At 69.9% G+C, this 14,606-nt stretch carries 11 protein-coding genes; 7 read left to right on the top strand and 4 right to left on the bottom strand.

What is annotated here, in order from left to right:
• Nucleotides 1–10: 10 nt before the first annotated feature.
• A complete protein-coding gene (locus tag D458_RS0115995; RefSeq protein WP_017587762.1) occupies nucleotides 11–934 on the bottom strand; it encodes a helix-turn-helix transcriptional regulator in 924 nt (307 codons plus the stop codon).
• A gap of 136 nt (nucleotides 935–1,070) precedes the next feature.
• On the opposite strand from D458_RS0115995, the gene D458_RS0115990 reads away from it, so the two are divergent.
• Entirely contained in the window at nucleotides 1,071–1,862 is a 792-nt protein-coding gene (locus D458_RS0115990) for an SDR family oxidoreductase (RefSeq protein ID WP_017587761.1), read from the top strand.
• A 60-nt stretch (nucleotides 1,863–1,922) separates the two neighbouring features.
• Here the strand turns inward: D458_RS0115990 and D458_RS0115985 are convergent, their stop codons facing one another.
• A complete protein-coding gene (locus tag D458_RS0115985; RefSeq protein ID WP_017587760.1) occupies nucleotides 1,923–2,165 on the bottom strand; it encodes a hypothetical protein in 243 nt (80 codons plus the stop codon).
• A gap of 289 nt (nucleotides 2,166–2,454) precedes the next feature.
• Entirely contained in the window at nucleotides 2,455–3,024 is a 570-nt protein-coding gene (locus tag D458_RS0115980) for an NADAR family protein (RefSeq protein WP_040702481.1), read from the bottom strand.
• Between the two features lie 405 nt (nucleotides 3,025–3,429).
• Here D458_RS0115980 and D458_RS0115975 point away from each other — a divergent pair, with 405 nt between their 5' ends.
• Together D458_RS0115975 and D458_RS0115970 are read left to right on the top strand one after the other, a co-directional pair.
• Entirely contained in the window at nucleotides 3,430–3,936 is a 507-nt protein-coding gene (locus D458_RS0115975; protein ID WP_017587758.1) for a MarR family winged helix-turn-helix transcriptional regulator, read from the top strand.
• 196 nt (nucleotides 3,937–4,132) lie between these two features.
• Nucleotides 4,133–4,573: a DoxX family protein gene (locus D458_RS0115970; protein WP_017587757.1), complete on the top strand. Its 441-nt coding sequence runs from the start codon at nucleotides 4,133–4,135 to the stop codon at nucleotides 4,571–4,573.
• A 206-nt stretch (nucleotides 4,574–4,779) separates the two neighbouring features.
• On the opposite strand, the gene D458_RS0115965 is transcribed toward D458_RS0115970, so the two are convergent.
• Nucleotides 4,780–5,484: an AAA family ATPase gene (locus tag D458_RS0115965; RefSeq protein ID WP_026119350.1), complete on the bottom strand. Its 705-nt coding sequence runs from the start codon at nucleotides 5,482–5,484 to the stop codon at nucleotides 4,780–4,782.
• A 748-nt stretch (nucleotides 5,485–6,232) separates the two neighbouring features.
• Between D458_RS0115965 and D458_RS0115960 the strand changes: the two genes are divergently transcribed.
• From D458_RS0115960 to fxsT, 4 genes are read left to right on the top strand one after another with little or no spacing between them, the layout of a single operon-like run.
• The gene (locus D458_RS0115960) at nucleotides 6,233–7,171 is read left to right on the top strand and encodes a S1 family peptidase (protein WP_026119349.1); all 939 of its coding nucleotides are present in this window, start codon (nucleotides 6,233–6,235) and stop codon (nucleotides 7,169–7,171) included.
• Entirely contained in the window at nucleotides 7,168–8,811 is a 1,644-nt protein-coding gene (locus D458_RS36085) for a hypothetical protein (protein ID WP_017587754.1), read from the top strand. Before D458_RS0115960 ends, D458_RS36085 begins: the two co-directional genes overlap by 4 nt.
• A gap of 31 nt (nucleotides 8,812–8,842) precedes the next feature.
• Nucleotides 8,843–10,012, top strand: coding sequence for an AAA family ATPase (locus D458_RS0115950; protein WP_017587753.1), 1,170 nt, complete (start codon nucleotides 8,843–8,845; stop codon nucleotides 10,010–10,012).
• Nucleotides 10,009–14,565: an FxSxx-COOH system tetratricopeptide repeat protein gene (fxsT, locus tag D458_RS0115945; RefSeq protein WP_017587752.1), complete on the top strand. Its 4,557-nt coding sequence runs from the start codon at nucleotides 10,009–10,011 to the stop codon at nucleotides 14,563–14,565. The genes D458_RS0115950 and fxsT overlap by 4 nt, the downstream gene beginning before the upstream one ends.
• Nucleotides 14,566–14,606: the final 41 nt, after the last annotated feature.

The raw sequence follows: 14,606 nt of genomic DNA, 5'->3' as shown, positions 1-14,606 counted from the left end.
CGCCGACAGACTACTGGAGGCCCTCCGGAGCGCTCCCGAGGATTTCGCGCTCGGCGCTGAGGGCGGCGTTGCGCGCCCCGCCGGGGAAATCACCCGCACCGGGCGGTGCGTACTCGGCGGCCAGCCGGCGCATGCCCTCCTCGCTCGGGGAACCGGGTTCGGCGCAGTACAGCATGATCCGCTGATCGGTCTCGGGGACGTGCAGCACCTGGCACTCGAACTCCAGACGGCCGACGAGCGGGTGCGCCACACTCTTGTGGAAGCCGCGCCGCTCCTGCACGGTGCGCTCCTCCCACAGGCGGGCGAACCGGGGCGAGGTGCCCAGAAGCGTGGTCAGCATCCGGTTGATGCCGCGGTCACCCGGATAACGGGCATAGGCCGCGCGCAGGTCCGCCACCGAGTTGCGCTCCATGCAGTTGGCGTCGGGGTGCTCCGCCACCTGCGGGTCGTCGTCGGAGCGCCGGAACATCCACATGATGATGTTCCGCTCGGACTCGTCGACCGCGGCCATGTCGCCGATGAAGTGGGTGGCCATCGTGTTCCAGGCCAGGACGTCGTACTTGGCGTCCAGGACGTAGGCGGGGGTGGCGGTGAGGCTGTCCAACAGGTGCCGGACGGCGAGGGAGACCTCCCGGACCGGGGCGAGGACCGGCGGGGGCTCGGCTCCGGCCACCCGGAACAGGTAGGAGCGCTCGTCCGCGGAGAGCACGAGTGCCCGGGCGAGCGCGGACAGCACTTGGTCGGAGGGGTTCGGGCCGCGGGCCTGTTCCAGGCGCACGTAGTACTCCACGGACATCCCGGCGAGCTGGGCCACCTCCTGGCGGCGCAGCCCAGGGGTGCGCCGTCGGCCGGTCTCGGGGAGTCCGACGTCGGAGGGCACGATCCGGCCGCGGTGGTGCCGCAGGAACGCGGCCAGTTCGGAGCGGTCCGCCATCACGTCCTCCTCTGTGCTCGATCGCCACGGGCTCTCCTCCAGAGTGCCCGACCCGTGCGCCGATGACACTGGTACCGCCGGTACCACCATCGGCCGACCCCTTTTCCCGAGACGTTCCGGTGCCCACGATGAGCGCATGAGCCAGAGCCGGAACAAGCAGAGCACCAACGACGACGACACGAGGATCGCCCTGGTCACCGGGGCGAACAAGGGCATCGGGCTGGAGACCGCCAGGCTGCTGGGGGAGGAGGGCGCGCTCGTCCTGCTCGGCGCACGGGACCCGGAGCTCGGCGCGACGGCGGAGAGGGACCTGCGGGACGAGGGGTGGGACGTGCGCCTGGTGTCCCTGGACATCACCGACCCGGAGAGCGTGAAGGCGGCCGCGGCCAGGGTGGAGACCGAGTTCGGACGGCTGGACGTGCTGGTCAACAACGCGGGCGCGGCCCTGGGTCTCGGGGCCACCCCGAGCACCTCTGATCCGGATCAGCTGCGCACACTCCTGGACGTGAACACGGTCTCCGTGGTGAGGGTGATCAACGCGTTCCTGCCGCTGTTGCGCCGGTCCCCGGCGGGGCGGGTGGTGAACGTGTCCAGTGAGATCGGCTCGATCGGGTCCATGACCGATCCGGAGGGCCCTTTCTTCGGGATGTCCGGCTCACCCGCCTACCCGGTGTCCAAGGCGGCGGTCAACATGCTCACCGCCCTGTACGCGAAGGAGCTCGCGGGCACGTCCGTGAAGGTCAACGCCGCCAACCCGGGGTTCTGCGCCACCGACCTCAACGGGCACAGCGGTTCACGCAGCGCGAGGCAGGGGGCACAGGTGAGCCTGTACCTGGCGAACCTGCCCGACGACGGACCCAGCGGGGTCCTGTGGGGGCACCTCGCCTCGGCGGACGACCCGGAGAGCTACGGGGTCCTGCCCTGGTAGACCCCGGTTCGGCCTCGGAGGGCCGGAGGCGCGGGACCGCTGTGTCCCGCGCCGCCGGGTTCACCAGGCGCGGACCCCGCCGACCGGGGCGGGCAGCCGCTCCTGGAGCCAGGTCCAGGTGCCGTCGTTCTCGGTGAACCGGCGCTGGACGCGCTCGACGTCGTCGATCGGGTTGCTGAACACCTCGCGCCAGTCTCCGGCGGCGCGCTCCTCCAGGTAGAGGCTGCTCGCGTCGGTGCGCATCCGCACCGCCTGGAGGGTGCGGGAAGTGCCGTCGTGCAGCTGAATGCGGTAGTAGGCCATGGGAATCCCCTGAGTGTCGTCCTGGAAAGAGAGGACGGTGGAGTCCGGAACTCGCGCGTTCGGCGAAGCTGGAGGATCTGTCTCCCAGGCACGGCGGGACCTCGGGGTCGGGCCGCGGGTTCGATGGCGAGAGCGCCAGGCGAAGGCGGGAAACAGGCGCGGGTGCCCGGGCACCGTGCTGTCCGCGTGTTCGGACTCTACTCCCGCAGTGATGGCGACGCAGGGTGAACAGGGGAATCCGAAGTGAAATCGGGGAGAACGGGTCCCGCACGCCGTCGGCGGGCCTCCCTCAGCCGGTCTGCGCGGAGAGCCTGGACCTGACCTCCATCAGGGCGAAGCCGAGCAGGTTGCGCCCCCGCCAGAAACGGGGGTGCTCGGCCTTCTCGTTCTCCTTGCCCATTCCGATCCCCCACACCCGGTCACGGGGGCTGGCCTCGACCAGGACGCGCTGTCCGGTGTCGAGCAGGAAGGCACGCAGGTCCTCGTTCTGGCCGAACTTGGCGACGTTGCCCCGGACGACGATCTCGAAGCGCTCCCGCTCCCAGACCTCCTGGTCGAAGCCGCGGACCTCGCGGCCGATCGTCTTGGCGTCGCGCGGGTGGCCCGCCGCGACGATCCGTTCGGCTGCCTCGGTGTCGCCGAACAGTCGCGCCTTTCCGGCCATCATGAAGTGCTCGGCGGTGGGGTAGGTGACCCCGTCCACGGTGAAGTCGGCCGCCCACCACTGGGACAGGCAGCTCGCCGACACTCCGCCGGGCGGTGGCTGGTGCCCCCAGAAGTGCAGGTACTTGATCCGTCCGTCGATCCGGAGCAGATCCTCCACGGTCCTCGCGTCGGCAGGGGTGCGTGTGCCTGTCATGGACGGGAGTTTCCCAGAACCCCACGACATTCCGGTAGCCCTTTCGGCGGGTTTCCGGTGTTCATGGGCCCGGAACCCGGGTGCCCGGTCGGACCGGAACGACTGGACCAGTGGTGGGCGCCCGGCCCCGTCCGGCGGGCGGGGGAGCTTCGGGGGCGGTGCGGGGCACGTCGTAGTAGCGTTGCGGGAAACCCTGGAATCCTTAGGTCAGCGGGGTGGGTGGCGCCGGTGCCCGGCGGTGTGTCCTTGTCGGCGCGCGGAGTCCACCGGGGCCCTCGTCGGGGGGAGAGGGCCACCAGACCAGTCGATCGGCCGTCGGGTCCGCACGGGGGCGACGGCCAGGGGGTGCTCCTTCCCACGGAGCCATACAATTGAACGCTCAAGTATTTCGGGGGCTCTGGTCAGATGGCCGAGACACGCTGGCTCGACGACGGCGAGCAGCAGGCCTGGCGTGCCTTTCTCATGGCTGTCAACCTGCTCGACGGGGCGCTGGACCGTCAGCTCAGGCATGACTCCGGGCTGCCGCACGCGTACTACCAGATCCTGGCGATGCTGTCCGAGGCTCCGAAGCGGGAGCTGACGATGACCGCGCTGGCCCGCCTGCTGCGCTCCTCGCCGAGCAGGCTCTCGCACGCGGCGGCGCGACTGGAGGGCGAGGGGATGATCCGCCGCTTCAAGCGGCCGGGAGACCGGCGCACCACGATCGTCGAACTCACCCCGGCGGGGCTGAAGGTCCTGGAGGCGGCCGCCCCGGGCCACGTGCACGAGGTCCGGCGGGTCCTGTTCGACACGCTCAGCCGTGAACAGGTGGCGCAGCTGCGCGAGATCTCCGAGTCCATGCTGTCCGTGCTCGACCCCCAGGGCGAGGAGCCCAGGTACCCGGACCCGGACGGGATCGGCTCCCAGGACTGAACCGTGTTCTGTTATCGGCCCTGACCAGGGCGGATGGTGGACCTTTTCCAACTCTGTGACATGCACGCTATGTGTTCGGGCGGATACGTACTACCATCTTGTTTCTCGGGAAAAGGTTGCGATCTCAAGTGTTGGAACCGCACGTCGACGGGATCCGCCTGACTCCGGGATACCCGCTCACAGAACAGGAACCACCATGACCGAAACGCTCAGACTCAGGATCAGTGACACGACCGCCCTGCTGGCCAGGATCGTCGTCGGCGTCGTCTTCCTCGCCCACGGGCTGCCGAAGGCGGCCGACCTCGCCGGCACCGCCGGGGGTTTCGGGGCGATGGGCGTCCCCTTCCCGCAGTTCGCCGCCCTCCTGGCGGTGGCCGCCGAGGTGGGTGCGGGTGTCGCGCTCGTCGTCGGCTTCGCCCTGCCGGTCGCGGGCGTGGCCCTCGCCCTCATGATGGGCGGTGCGTACGCCTTCGCCCATGTCGGCGACCCCCTGGTCGGCGGCTTCGAGCTGCCCCTGGTCCTCGGTGCCGCCGCGCTCGCCCTCGGCTTCTCCGGCGGACGCTACGCGGTGGACCGCCTGATGCCCTGGGGCCGCGTCCGCGGGGAGCGGGGAACCGCGGAGTCCGTGCCCGCCTAGGCACTGTTCCCGAACGGGTCGGGCCGTAGAGCCGGATCCGGATCGAGGCCGCCTGGACGGTCCCGTCCAAGGTCGCGGCCCGCTGGTCCTGGCGGGTCGCGACCGCCCGTATCCGCACCTGTTCTCGTCGCCGCTGCCCCTGAGGCGTCGACCCGCACCCTCGCCCGTGCCCCACGGGGGCGGAGTGCCGTCGTGACCAGCCGGTTTCACGAGGTGTCGGACATCACGGGTTCAACCTGGGCAGAGGGCGCCCCCGCCGCGGTGTGCAGGGGGCCACGGGTGTCCGCGCAGGGTCCGAACCGGATCCAGGCCAGCTCCCTCGCCCGGCGCCGGTCCAGTGCGAGCAGACTGCGCGCGCCCGGCGCGAACGCCGCCGGCCCGTGCAGGGTGGCCGCGCGCAACCGCCGCCAGCGCAGTGAGTGCATCCGGTGGCTGCGCTCGGTCACCCGCCGCCCCCGGGCCTCCTGCCCGCTCCGGGCCTCCTGCGGGGTGGCGTCGATCATCAGCACATGCACCTCGTACCGGCGGAGTCGGCAGAGCACGGAGAGCAGCACGCGGACCGGGCGCCGGGTCCCGCACTCGTGCACCACCACCGGGCCGCCCCGCAGCGCCGCGGCCACCTGGGCCAGGTGCAGTACGTGCACCACCCAGCGCCACAGCGGGTAGGGGACCCGGCCGAGCAGCGACCCCAGCTGGTACCGCGACTGCAGCGAGTCGATCACCCGCACACCGTCTGCGGTGAGCACGGGCCGTCTCTCGTCCCCGTCGAGACCGAACAGCCGCCGCAGCAGGGTGCTCTTCCCAGCCCCGGGCACCCCGGTGACCAGGACCAGGGACCGCCGAGGGTAGACCGCTCCGCGCACCGCCGACCCCTTCGCCGCGGGCACGTACCGCACCAGACCCTGGAACATCTTCGGTAGCTCCTCAAAGCCGACCTTCGCGCCGGTGCGGCGCGGCTCTGCAGCGGCCGCGTCACCGACGTCATGGTGCAACTGGACATCGACGGTTCCGACGGGTACCGCGCGTTCCCGCGCGCCCCGGGTGACGGTCGGCGCCAGAACCACGATCTGGAGGGGTGCGCCGGCCGAGTGTCGGTGGGTTGGGGTGGTGGTGGAGCCCACGGGGAGGTCCCGGGAGATCAGCTGGCGCTCGGTGCGCGCTGGGGACCGTCCGGGCTCGACGCCCTTCGGAGGCAACGATTCCGGCGCCGCCCACTGGGCGTCTGCCAGATCCCCCGATCCACGGGACATGATCATCGCACGGCCTCGGCCCGCCGGCGCAACACGGTTCGGGCCGGCATCCGAGCCGACTCGGCGTCCGGCCTGGTCCGGGCCCCGAACGTTGGTTTGGAGTGGACTCGCATCGCTGACGCGGCCGCCCATGAAGGATGTCGGGCAGCCGTTCGTGCTTTCTGCGGGGCTGTTGTTTCGTTTGTTTATTCGTGAGGCTTTAGAGGCCAGAAAGGTGAAGGGGTGTCCGATCGATTCGCATCGGATGAGGATGCCCTTTCTGTTTCGGTAAGAGTGAGTTCTATCGATCGCGGTGTTCGGATTGTGGTCGGTAGTATGTGGGGAATAACGAACAGTCACGTTGTCAGTGGGGCTGTGTTTGAGTCGGGACCGTCCCCCCGTTCCGGCCCCCGTACCGAACGGGAGCACTGTGTCCACAGACTGGCAGTTGAAGGTGGTCGACGGGGACGGACAGCAGCTGCGCGGGGCCGCGGTGCTCGTGTCCCCGAACCACGCGATCACCTGCGCACACGTCGTCTACAACGCGGTCCTCGCCCGTGGAGGGTCCGACCCCGGCCCCGGCAGTTCCGTCTACGTGCGCCGCCCGGGCCTGACGGAGCCGGTCCTGACCGGAACCGTGGTGGAGGACGGCTGGTGGTGGAAGGACCACGCGCCCTGGGACCTGGCGGTCCTGCGCCTCGAGCCCGCACCCGGCGTCGCCCCGGCCGCACTCACTCCGGTGGGGTCCTTCCGTCGCCGGGGCGAGTGGTTGAGCATCGTGGGCTTCCCCGGTGTCGAGCACGGCCAGTGGGTCACCGCCCGTCTGCGTCGCTTCGGCGGGAGCAGGAGCGAGTACTGCCAGTTCGACGTCGCGCCCGACAACGCGCTCCACCTCCAGCGCGGGTTCAGCGGGGCAGGGGTGATCGAGGACCACAGCGGCGAGGTCCTGGGCATCGTCTGCGAGGCCTCCGCCGACGGGAGGATCGGTTGGATGATCCCCACCGAAGAGATCCAGGAGGCGTGGGAGCCGCTGGCAGAGGTGCCCGGACCCGTGCCCGAACCGCTGCCTGACCCGGCGGCCCAGGCCGATCAGATCCGTGAGCTGGCACTGGCCGTGGCGGAGCTGGACACCGTCGCCCTGCCTGAGACGCGCCAACTCTTCCACCAGGCGCTCGAGGTCCGCCTCCGGAGGCGGATCAGGCTCGACCAGTCGGCCCACGTCTACGCCGAGCACCTGGTGTCCATCGCCCACCGGAACTTCGGCGTCCTGCGCCGGGTCCTGGAGCAGCTCGACCAGCGGGAGGAGGGCACCGCCGCCATGCGCGAGGTCTGGGCGACGGCCCGCCCCCTGCTGGGAGAGGACGCATGAGCGGCGAAGCGGGCCTCAGCGAGGTCGGCCTCAGTGAACCGGCCCGTGGCGAACCGGTCCACGGCGACCCGGCCCACGATGAACCGACCCGCGGCGAACCGGCCCACGATGAACCGGCCCGTGGCGAATCGGTTCACGGCGAACCGGTCCACGGCGAGCCGGGGATCCACACGCTGCCTCCGGACCTGCGCGCCCAGATCGTGGACGCCCTGTGCGAGATCGGCCGCCTGTCGGAGGAGCAGGGACAGACGAGTCTGCTGAGCTACCTCGTCTCGTCCAGTGCGCAGAGGCGTGTGCCGACGGGCTCCCTCATGGTCTTCGCGGAGCGCCTCGTCGACCACTGCGTACGGCGCTTCGCCTTCCTCGACCTCAGCCGGTGGCTCCACCGGTGGGAGGACGGTTCCCTGCAGGCGGAGAGGGTGGTGAGGCTGGTACGCCCCCTCGTCGAGAAGGAGGAGAACGAGACACTCTCCGCCCAGCTCTTCGACGCCGCTGGGGCCGACCTCGACGAGGTGCGCCGACAGCTCACCCCCGTCGCCTGCGAGGACATGGTCCAGATCGCGTTCAGGAAGGTGAGGAGCAGGAGCGCCGCACCGGGTCGCCTGCCCGAGCCGGGCAACGCGTGGGAGGCCCTGGTCTGCCTCTCCCAGTTCACCGCTGTGAAGGGTGAGCCGCCGGTGCGGGGGCTGTGCAAGCAGCTCGCCAAGCTCCTGCCCGCGCTGCCCTGCGCCGGTCTGTTGAGGCACTGGGGCAGTACCAGTCCACAGCAGTTCATATGGGGCGACCCGGAGTTGGTGGACACCCCGGCCCGGCTGGTGGTGTGGGTCAATCCCGGTGCGCGCAGGGAGCAGGTCGAACTGGAGAGCTGGGCCGTGCTCAGCCAGCAGAGCGGCGGGGAACCGGAGTTCCTCGAACACTGGGTGGACCGGGTCAGCCGGGACGAGGTCGCGGCCAGACTGGGAGACCGTCTCGGTCAGCTCGCGGAGGACGTGCGCACCAGGAACCATCGCGCGCTCCGGGTCGAGGTGATCGCCTCGGTGTCCCAGATGTGCGCCCTCCGGGTCGAGCTCTGGCAGAGCCAGGCGGCGTTGGGCAGGGAGAGGCTGGGTACCAGGGCCGAGGTGGTCTACCGGGCGGCGGAGGTGGCGGACCACCGGTCAGGCGCGGCCAGGAATGCGTGGATGCACGCTCGGAAACGCTGGGGTTCCCTCGAAAGGAAAGGGAAGGCGCGCGTGCTTGATCTCTTCCACAAAGGGGATATCAGTGAGAGACTGCCCAACAGACGATGGGACGATGAACGCGTTATCTGCCTTTCTGTCCCCGGAGGGCTCGAACAGCCCGTGAGGCATGTTCACGATGCGCTTGATGGTGGAGTTCCGGTTCTCGTGTGGCATTCCGGAACGCAGAACGGCTCGGTTCATGACTGGCTGGATCCGGTGCGGCTGAAAGGAGAGGTGACGTTGACGGCGGACCAGGTGCACGGGCTCCCCGCGACCCTTCTCCGATCACGGACCGGAAAAGCCACCGACCAGGACAGCGTCCACATCGAGGACGGGTTCGCGGTGGCCCTGATGTTCCACGACGACCTGCCCGTCCGTCCTCCGCAGACCCTCCGGATATCCCCCGACAGCATCCGCTAGCCGCCGTTGGGCGCGGTTCGAAGGACACTCCATGAGCACAGAACCAGGGGCGACCGACTCCGCGCGGGAGATACCGGGGTGGTGGATCTTCCATGGGACCGGACAACCGCGCGTCCACCTCGACCTGGCGGCCCAGTTACCCCCGCCGCCCCCTTGGCGCACCTATTCCGGCACCCCCGAGCCGACCTCCCCGCCACCGGACGTCGACAGTGAGCGCCACCTCGGCCCGACCCGCTCCCTGGGGTTCGCGGTCCCGCTCGGCCCCCGACGCCGGGAGCTCCTGGACAAGGTGAACGCCGCGATCCACCTGCGGCGCCCCCTGCTGCTCGTCGGCCCTCCCGGGATCGGGAAGTCGAGCCTGGCCCACCAGATCGCGCGCGAACTGAAACTGGGACGGCTGCTGCGCTGGTCCGTGACCAGCCGCGCCACCGTCGGGGACGGCCTCTACACCTACGACCCCCTCACCCAGATCCACGACCTCAACCTGGAGAACACCCGGAACAGGCTGTCGGGCTTCCCCGACCGCAGGTTCGCCCCGGAGACCACCCAGGGCGGCGGGGAGACCGAGGCGCACCTGAGCAGCAGCGCGAAGTCGATCGGCCGCTACCTCACCCTCGGCCCGCTGGGCACCGCCTTCCTCCCCCGGAAGCTGCCCCGGGTCCTGCTGGTCGACGATTTCGACCTCGGCGACTTCGACCTGTCCGGCGACCTCCTAGACCTGTTCGAGAACGGCGGCTACCGGATCCCGGAACTGGCCAGACTGGCCAACGTGGCCGAGTCGATCGAGGTCGGCACCGACGACCCGGGGGAACGGGTCGAGGTCCACGGCGGCGAGATCCTCTGCTCGGCGTTCCCGATCATCGTCCTGACCTGCAACACCGACCGGGACCTGCCCCCGGCCTTCCTGCGGCGCTGCATCCCGGTGCGCATGGGCATGCCCGAGGAGTCCGAACTGCTGGCCGCGGTCGCCGGGCACTTCAGGGGGAACCTGCCGACCGGCACACGCGAGCTGGTCGGCAGGTTCCTCGAAGCGGGCAGGAACGGGGACAGGCTCGCCCTCGACCAGCTGCTCAACGCGGTCTACCTGCTCTCCGAGACAGGACGGCAGGAACCGGTGCCGGGCGAACAGCAGGAACAGATCGACTACCTGGCCGAGCTCCTCTGGCACCGGCTGACGGAAAACATGGAAAACCCTGAATGAGTGAGGAGGGCTCCCCGGTGCCTCCGGGCGGTCGGTCGGACGGACACCGAGCGGAGTTCCCGTTCGGTGCCCTCGGCCTGTCCGCGACCGACCTGGCCGACGCCCTCCACCTCGCCGCCGTGATGAAGCGGAGCACGGACGCGGCACCGACGCGCTACGCCCCCCGTCTCCACGCCCCCGACACCGAGCCCCTTCCGTGGGAGGGCGGCGCTCCCGGTCTCGCGGAGGACGCCGACGGGCCGTGGTCGCGGGCCGAACCCGTCACGGAGACCGGCTCCGGGGCCGCCGCCTCGGAGCCCGGGCTCCGGCCCGTCGATCTGGCGGGTGGACGGTCCGGAGCGACGGGACGGACCGGGCCGGTCGGGAGAAGGACGGCGCCGCGCGGTGGAACCTCGGACCAGGACACCCCTCGTTCCTCTTCAGGGCTGGAGGGTGCCTTCGTCCCGCCCGTGCTGGAGGACCGGCAGCGACTCCTGGCCGCCCTCAGCCCTTTCAACCTCAGGACCCCGCAGGGACCGGCCGACCAGGTCGATCCGGAGTCGACCGCCCGGAACTACGCCCGCGCGCTCCTGGACAGTCTCTGGTGGGACGAGGACGAACGCCGGGTCGCCGGGGTCCCGGTCGTCCCCGCCACCCGGCGCCGGCGCCTGCGGGCGGTGCGGCTGACCGTGCTCGTGGACGAGGGCGTGTCCATGCTCTTCCAGCAGGGGGTGGCCGACGCGTTCAGCCGGATGCTCCAGGACAGCGGTGTCTTCCGCCAGGTGCGCCGGATGCGCTTCGACTCCGAACGCGCGGGAGTGCCGCGGCTGGTGGACGCCAAGGGGCGGGCGTGCCGGGTTCCGGGACCCGAGGAACCCGGACCCAGGATCGTCCTCGTTCTGACCGGAGGGCTCGGAGCCGCCTGGCGGGACCGGGAGTTCCAGTCCTGGCTGGCGGACCTGGGCTCCCGGAACGCGGTCGCGGTGCTCCACCTGTTGCAGCCGCAGGTGTGGCGGCGCGGCACCATCCGCACCGTCCCCTCCGAGATCAGGCTGTCCTGGCCGGCCGCCCCGGGCGCGCCGAACAGCAGCTACCTGAGGGAGCGCGCGATCACCGAGGTCGGTGAGGAGGAGGCGCCCTACGGCACCCTCATCCCGGTTCTGCCGTTGTGGCCCGGGGCGCTGCACGACTGGGCCTCGTTCGTGATGTTCCGCAGCCGTTCCCGGCTGTGGGTGCACACGGCCGAGTTCCCCTCCCGGGAGCGCCCCGCCGAACCCGGCGACGAGATCGTCCTGGGGAGGTCCACCGAGCTCGGTCGGGCGGAGGAGGTGCGCCGTTTCCAGCAGAGTGTCAGCCCCGACGCCTTCGAACTGGCGGTCGCGCTGGCCGCCGTCCCCCTCCAACCGCGCATGGTGGAGGCCGTCTGCGAGGACGTCCTCGGCGGTGACTCGCCCTCCGAGCTCACCGAGGTGTTCTTCAGCGGCCTCGTCCAGCTCGTGGACGGTGAGGGGGCGAACCCGCCGGGGGAGGAACCGCGGTGGGAGTTCCGTGACGGGGTCCGCCGTGAGCTCCTGCTCCTGGGCGGCCGTGTGCCCGAGGTCCGCAGGATGCTGCGCCTGGCCGCCGAGCAGCTGCGCGAGGTGGACCCGTGGTTCGAGGAACTGTCCCTTCTGCTGCTCGGACGAAGGCCTGAGAACCCGCGCAGAACGGAAAGATCCGCTTATTGGATGAACGTGATGTCCCCTGCTCTGGAAGCGGTTTCCATAACGGGGTTCCACGCCGATTCCGTACGTATCACCACAGAGCGCTCCACCGATCACGAGGAACAGCAGAACCACTCTTCCCGCGCTATCTCATCAGCGCAGACACTCCACGGGTTTGGTCTAGAATCACAGGCGTCCGGGTCTGCGCACGAGGATTCTGCGGATGTCCCTTTGCGGACGCGTCCCAGATCGGCCCCGGGGAGCATGGGGGGAAGTCCGGAAAATCCCGAGAGCCAGTTTGGTGGGGAAAACATGACAGATTCTCTCGCATCATCCTCCAGGCCCACCGACCGTGTCGGACGGGGCTCGACCGGGGGGCGTCCGCGTGCCACGACCTGGGTCCAGGTTCCGCACCGCAACGCCTCCTTCGTCGGGCGGGAGGAGTTGCTGACCTCACTTCGCAACCAGCTCGGCCGGGATCAACAACAGGTCATCACGGCTCTTCGAGGCATGTCCGGTGTCGGAAAGACCGAAATGGCCAAGGAGTACCTCTACCGGAACGCCGACGACTACGATCTGATTTGCTGGATCCCGTCGCGGCACATCAACCAGGTCAGAAACTCCTTTTCCCATATAGCCTCGCACTTCGGAATCGGTGGATCAGGCGCCGACAACGAGTACGTGGTCAGCGAGGTCCTGGAGGCTCTCCGCAGAGGCGATCGTTTCCGGCGCTGGCTCCTCGTTTATGACAATGCGCAGTCCCGGGCGGAACTTCAAAGGTTTCTTCCGGTCGGGGGCGAGGGGCACGTGATCATCACTTCTCGGGACGGAAGCTGGGAGCTTCCAGGGGGCCACGGCTCCATGTCGATCCGAGAATTCGACCGCAGTGAGAGCATTCAACTGCTGCACCGGCGCGGACCGCGGTCGCTGACCGTGGAGGAGGCCGAACGGCTGGCCGAAGAGCTCGGCGACCTGCCTTTGGCACTGAACCAGGCGGCCGTCTGGCTGCACGAGAGCGGCATGTCCGCGGCCGAGTACCTGGAACAGTTCGCCCGCAAGAAAGAGGAGATGATCCTCCTCCTCGAGCCGGAGGACCCGGACTACCAGATCCCGGTGGCGGCGGCCTGGAACGTCTCCCTGGACCGGTTGGCGGTGACCAACCCGGGGGCGCTGCGCCTGCTCCAGCTCTGCTCGTTCCTGTCCGCGGCGCCCATCCCCAAGTACGTCTTCGAGTTCGCGCGGGGGGTCAAGGGACCGCCGGAACTGGTCGAGATCCTGGAGGACCCCACCAAGCTGAACGTCGCCATCCGGGCGATCGGCCGCAACAGCCTGGCGCACATCGACCACCAGCAGAACAGCATCTCCCTGCACCGGCTGGTCCAGATGGCGGTGAAGACCCCGATGAGCGCCGAGGAGCGGATCACGCTCCAGCACTGCGCCCACCAGCTGCTGGGCCGCGCCGGCCCCCGCGGCGACGTCGCCGAGGGCAACCCGCGCTACGCGGACCTGCTCCCGCACGTGTGGGCCTCCGAGGCCTGGGACTGCGAGGACCCGTGGATGCGCCGGGTGGTCATCACGCTCTGCTGGACCGGTGTGGCGCGCGGCCAGGGCCAGGAGATCATCAACCTGTGCGAGGCCGCCTACGAGACCTGGCAGCGGACGCTCGGTGGCCGGCACCCCGACACCCTCGCCATGGCGATCCAGCTCTCCCGGGCCCTCCAGGCGCTGGGGCGCCTGTCCGAGGCGCGGGAGCTGTGCGCGGACACCCTGGCGACCATGCGCGAGGTCCTGGGAGAGGACGACCCGGAGGTCCTGGAGGCCGAGCACGAGAACATCCGCAACCTGTGGCTGGCCGGGCGCTTCCACGACGGTCTGGTCGAGGCCACAGCTAGTCTCGAACGACGGATCCGGCTGTTCGGCGAGGACGATCCGCAGACCCTGATGATGTCCCGCACGGTGGCCTTCAACGAGCAGCTCACCGGTTTCCCCGACCGCGCCTCGCTCCGGTACGAGGAGGCCTTGCGACGGTTCGAGATCGTCCTGGGCAGGAACCACAGGCGTACCGAGGGAGCGATCCACGGTTACGCCGAGGCACTCATGGAGGAGGGGCGCTATCAGGAGGCGGAGCGGATCCAGGCGGACCTGGTCGCTGGTCTCCAAGCACCCGAAGACCAGGACGACGCCCAGGTGTTCGGCCTCATCGCCGCCTGGTCGGTGATGCTCCGCCGGGCCGGGCACCACCAGGAGGCCTACGAGCAGTCCAAGCACGCCTGGGAGCGCATCGTGGCCCTCCAAGGGCGCAGCAGCCCGCGGGCCCTGTACATCGCCATGGTGCACGCCCGGTCGCTGCGAACCATCGACCGCTTCGACGAGGCCCTCAAACTGGCGGAAGAGGTGGCCGATCCCTACGCGCGGCTTCTGGGGGAGAACCACCCGTACGTGGCAGCCGCGAACGTGAACCGAGCACTCATCCTGCGCCGCCTCAACCGGCCCGCGGAGGCCTTGGCCCTGGACAGTTCGGCCCTGGAGCTGATGTCGGCGGCGATCGGCAACGACCACCCGAACACTCTGGCCTGTCAGGTGAACCTGGCCAACAACCACTTCCTGTTGGGGGACATCGGCACTGCCAGGGAGACCGACGAGCAGGCCCTGGCCGCGTGCCGGACCAAGCTGGGCGCGGACCACCCGCTGACACTTCTGGCCGAACGCAACCTCCTGCTCAGCCGCAAGGGTCTGGGGGAGGACGTGGCCGAGGAATACGAGGATCTCCGGCGGCGCTATCGGGACCTCATGGGACCCCAGCACCCCGCCACCCTCACCCTGGACGACGAGGTACGCGGGGACGCCGACATCTACGTCAGCATGGTCTGACATGACGGGTGCGCGGTCCGGGACGGGCCGGACCGCGACTC

The organism is Nocardiopsis ganjiahuensis DSM 45031 (assembly GCF_000341085.1).
Lineage (GTDB): Bacteria > Actinomycetota > Actinomycetes > Streptosporangiales > Streptosporangiaceae > Nocardiopsis > Nocardiopsis ganjiahuensis.
Note: the sequence above shows the minus strand (reverse complement) of the source record. Positions and strands in the feature narration are given on the sequence as shown.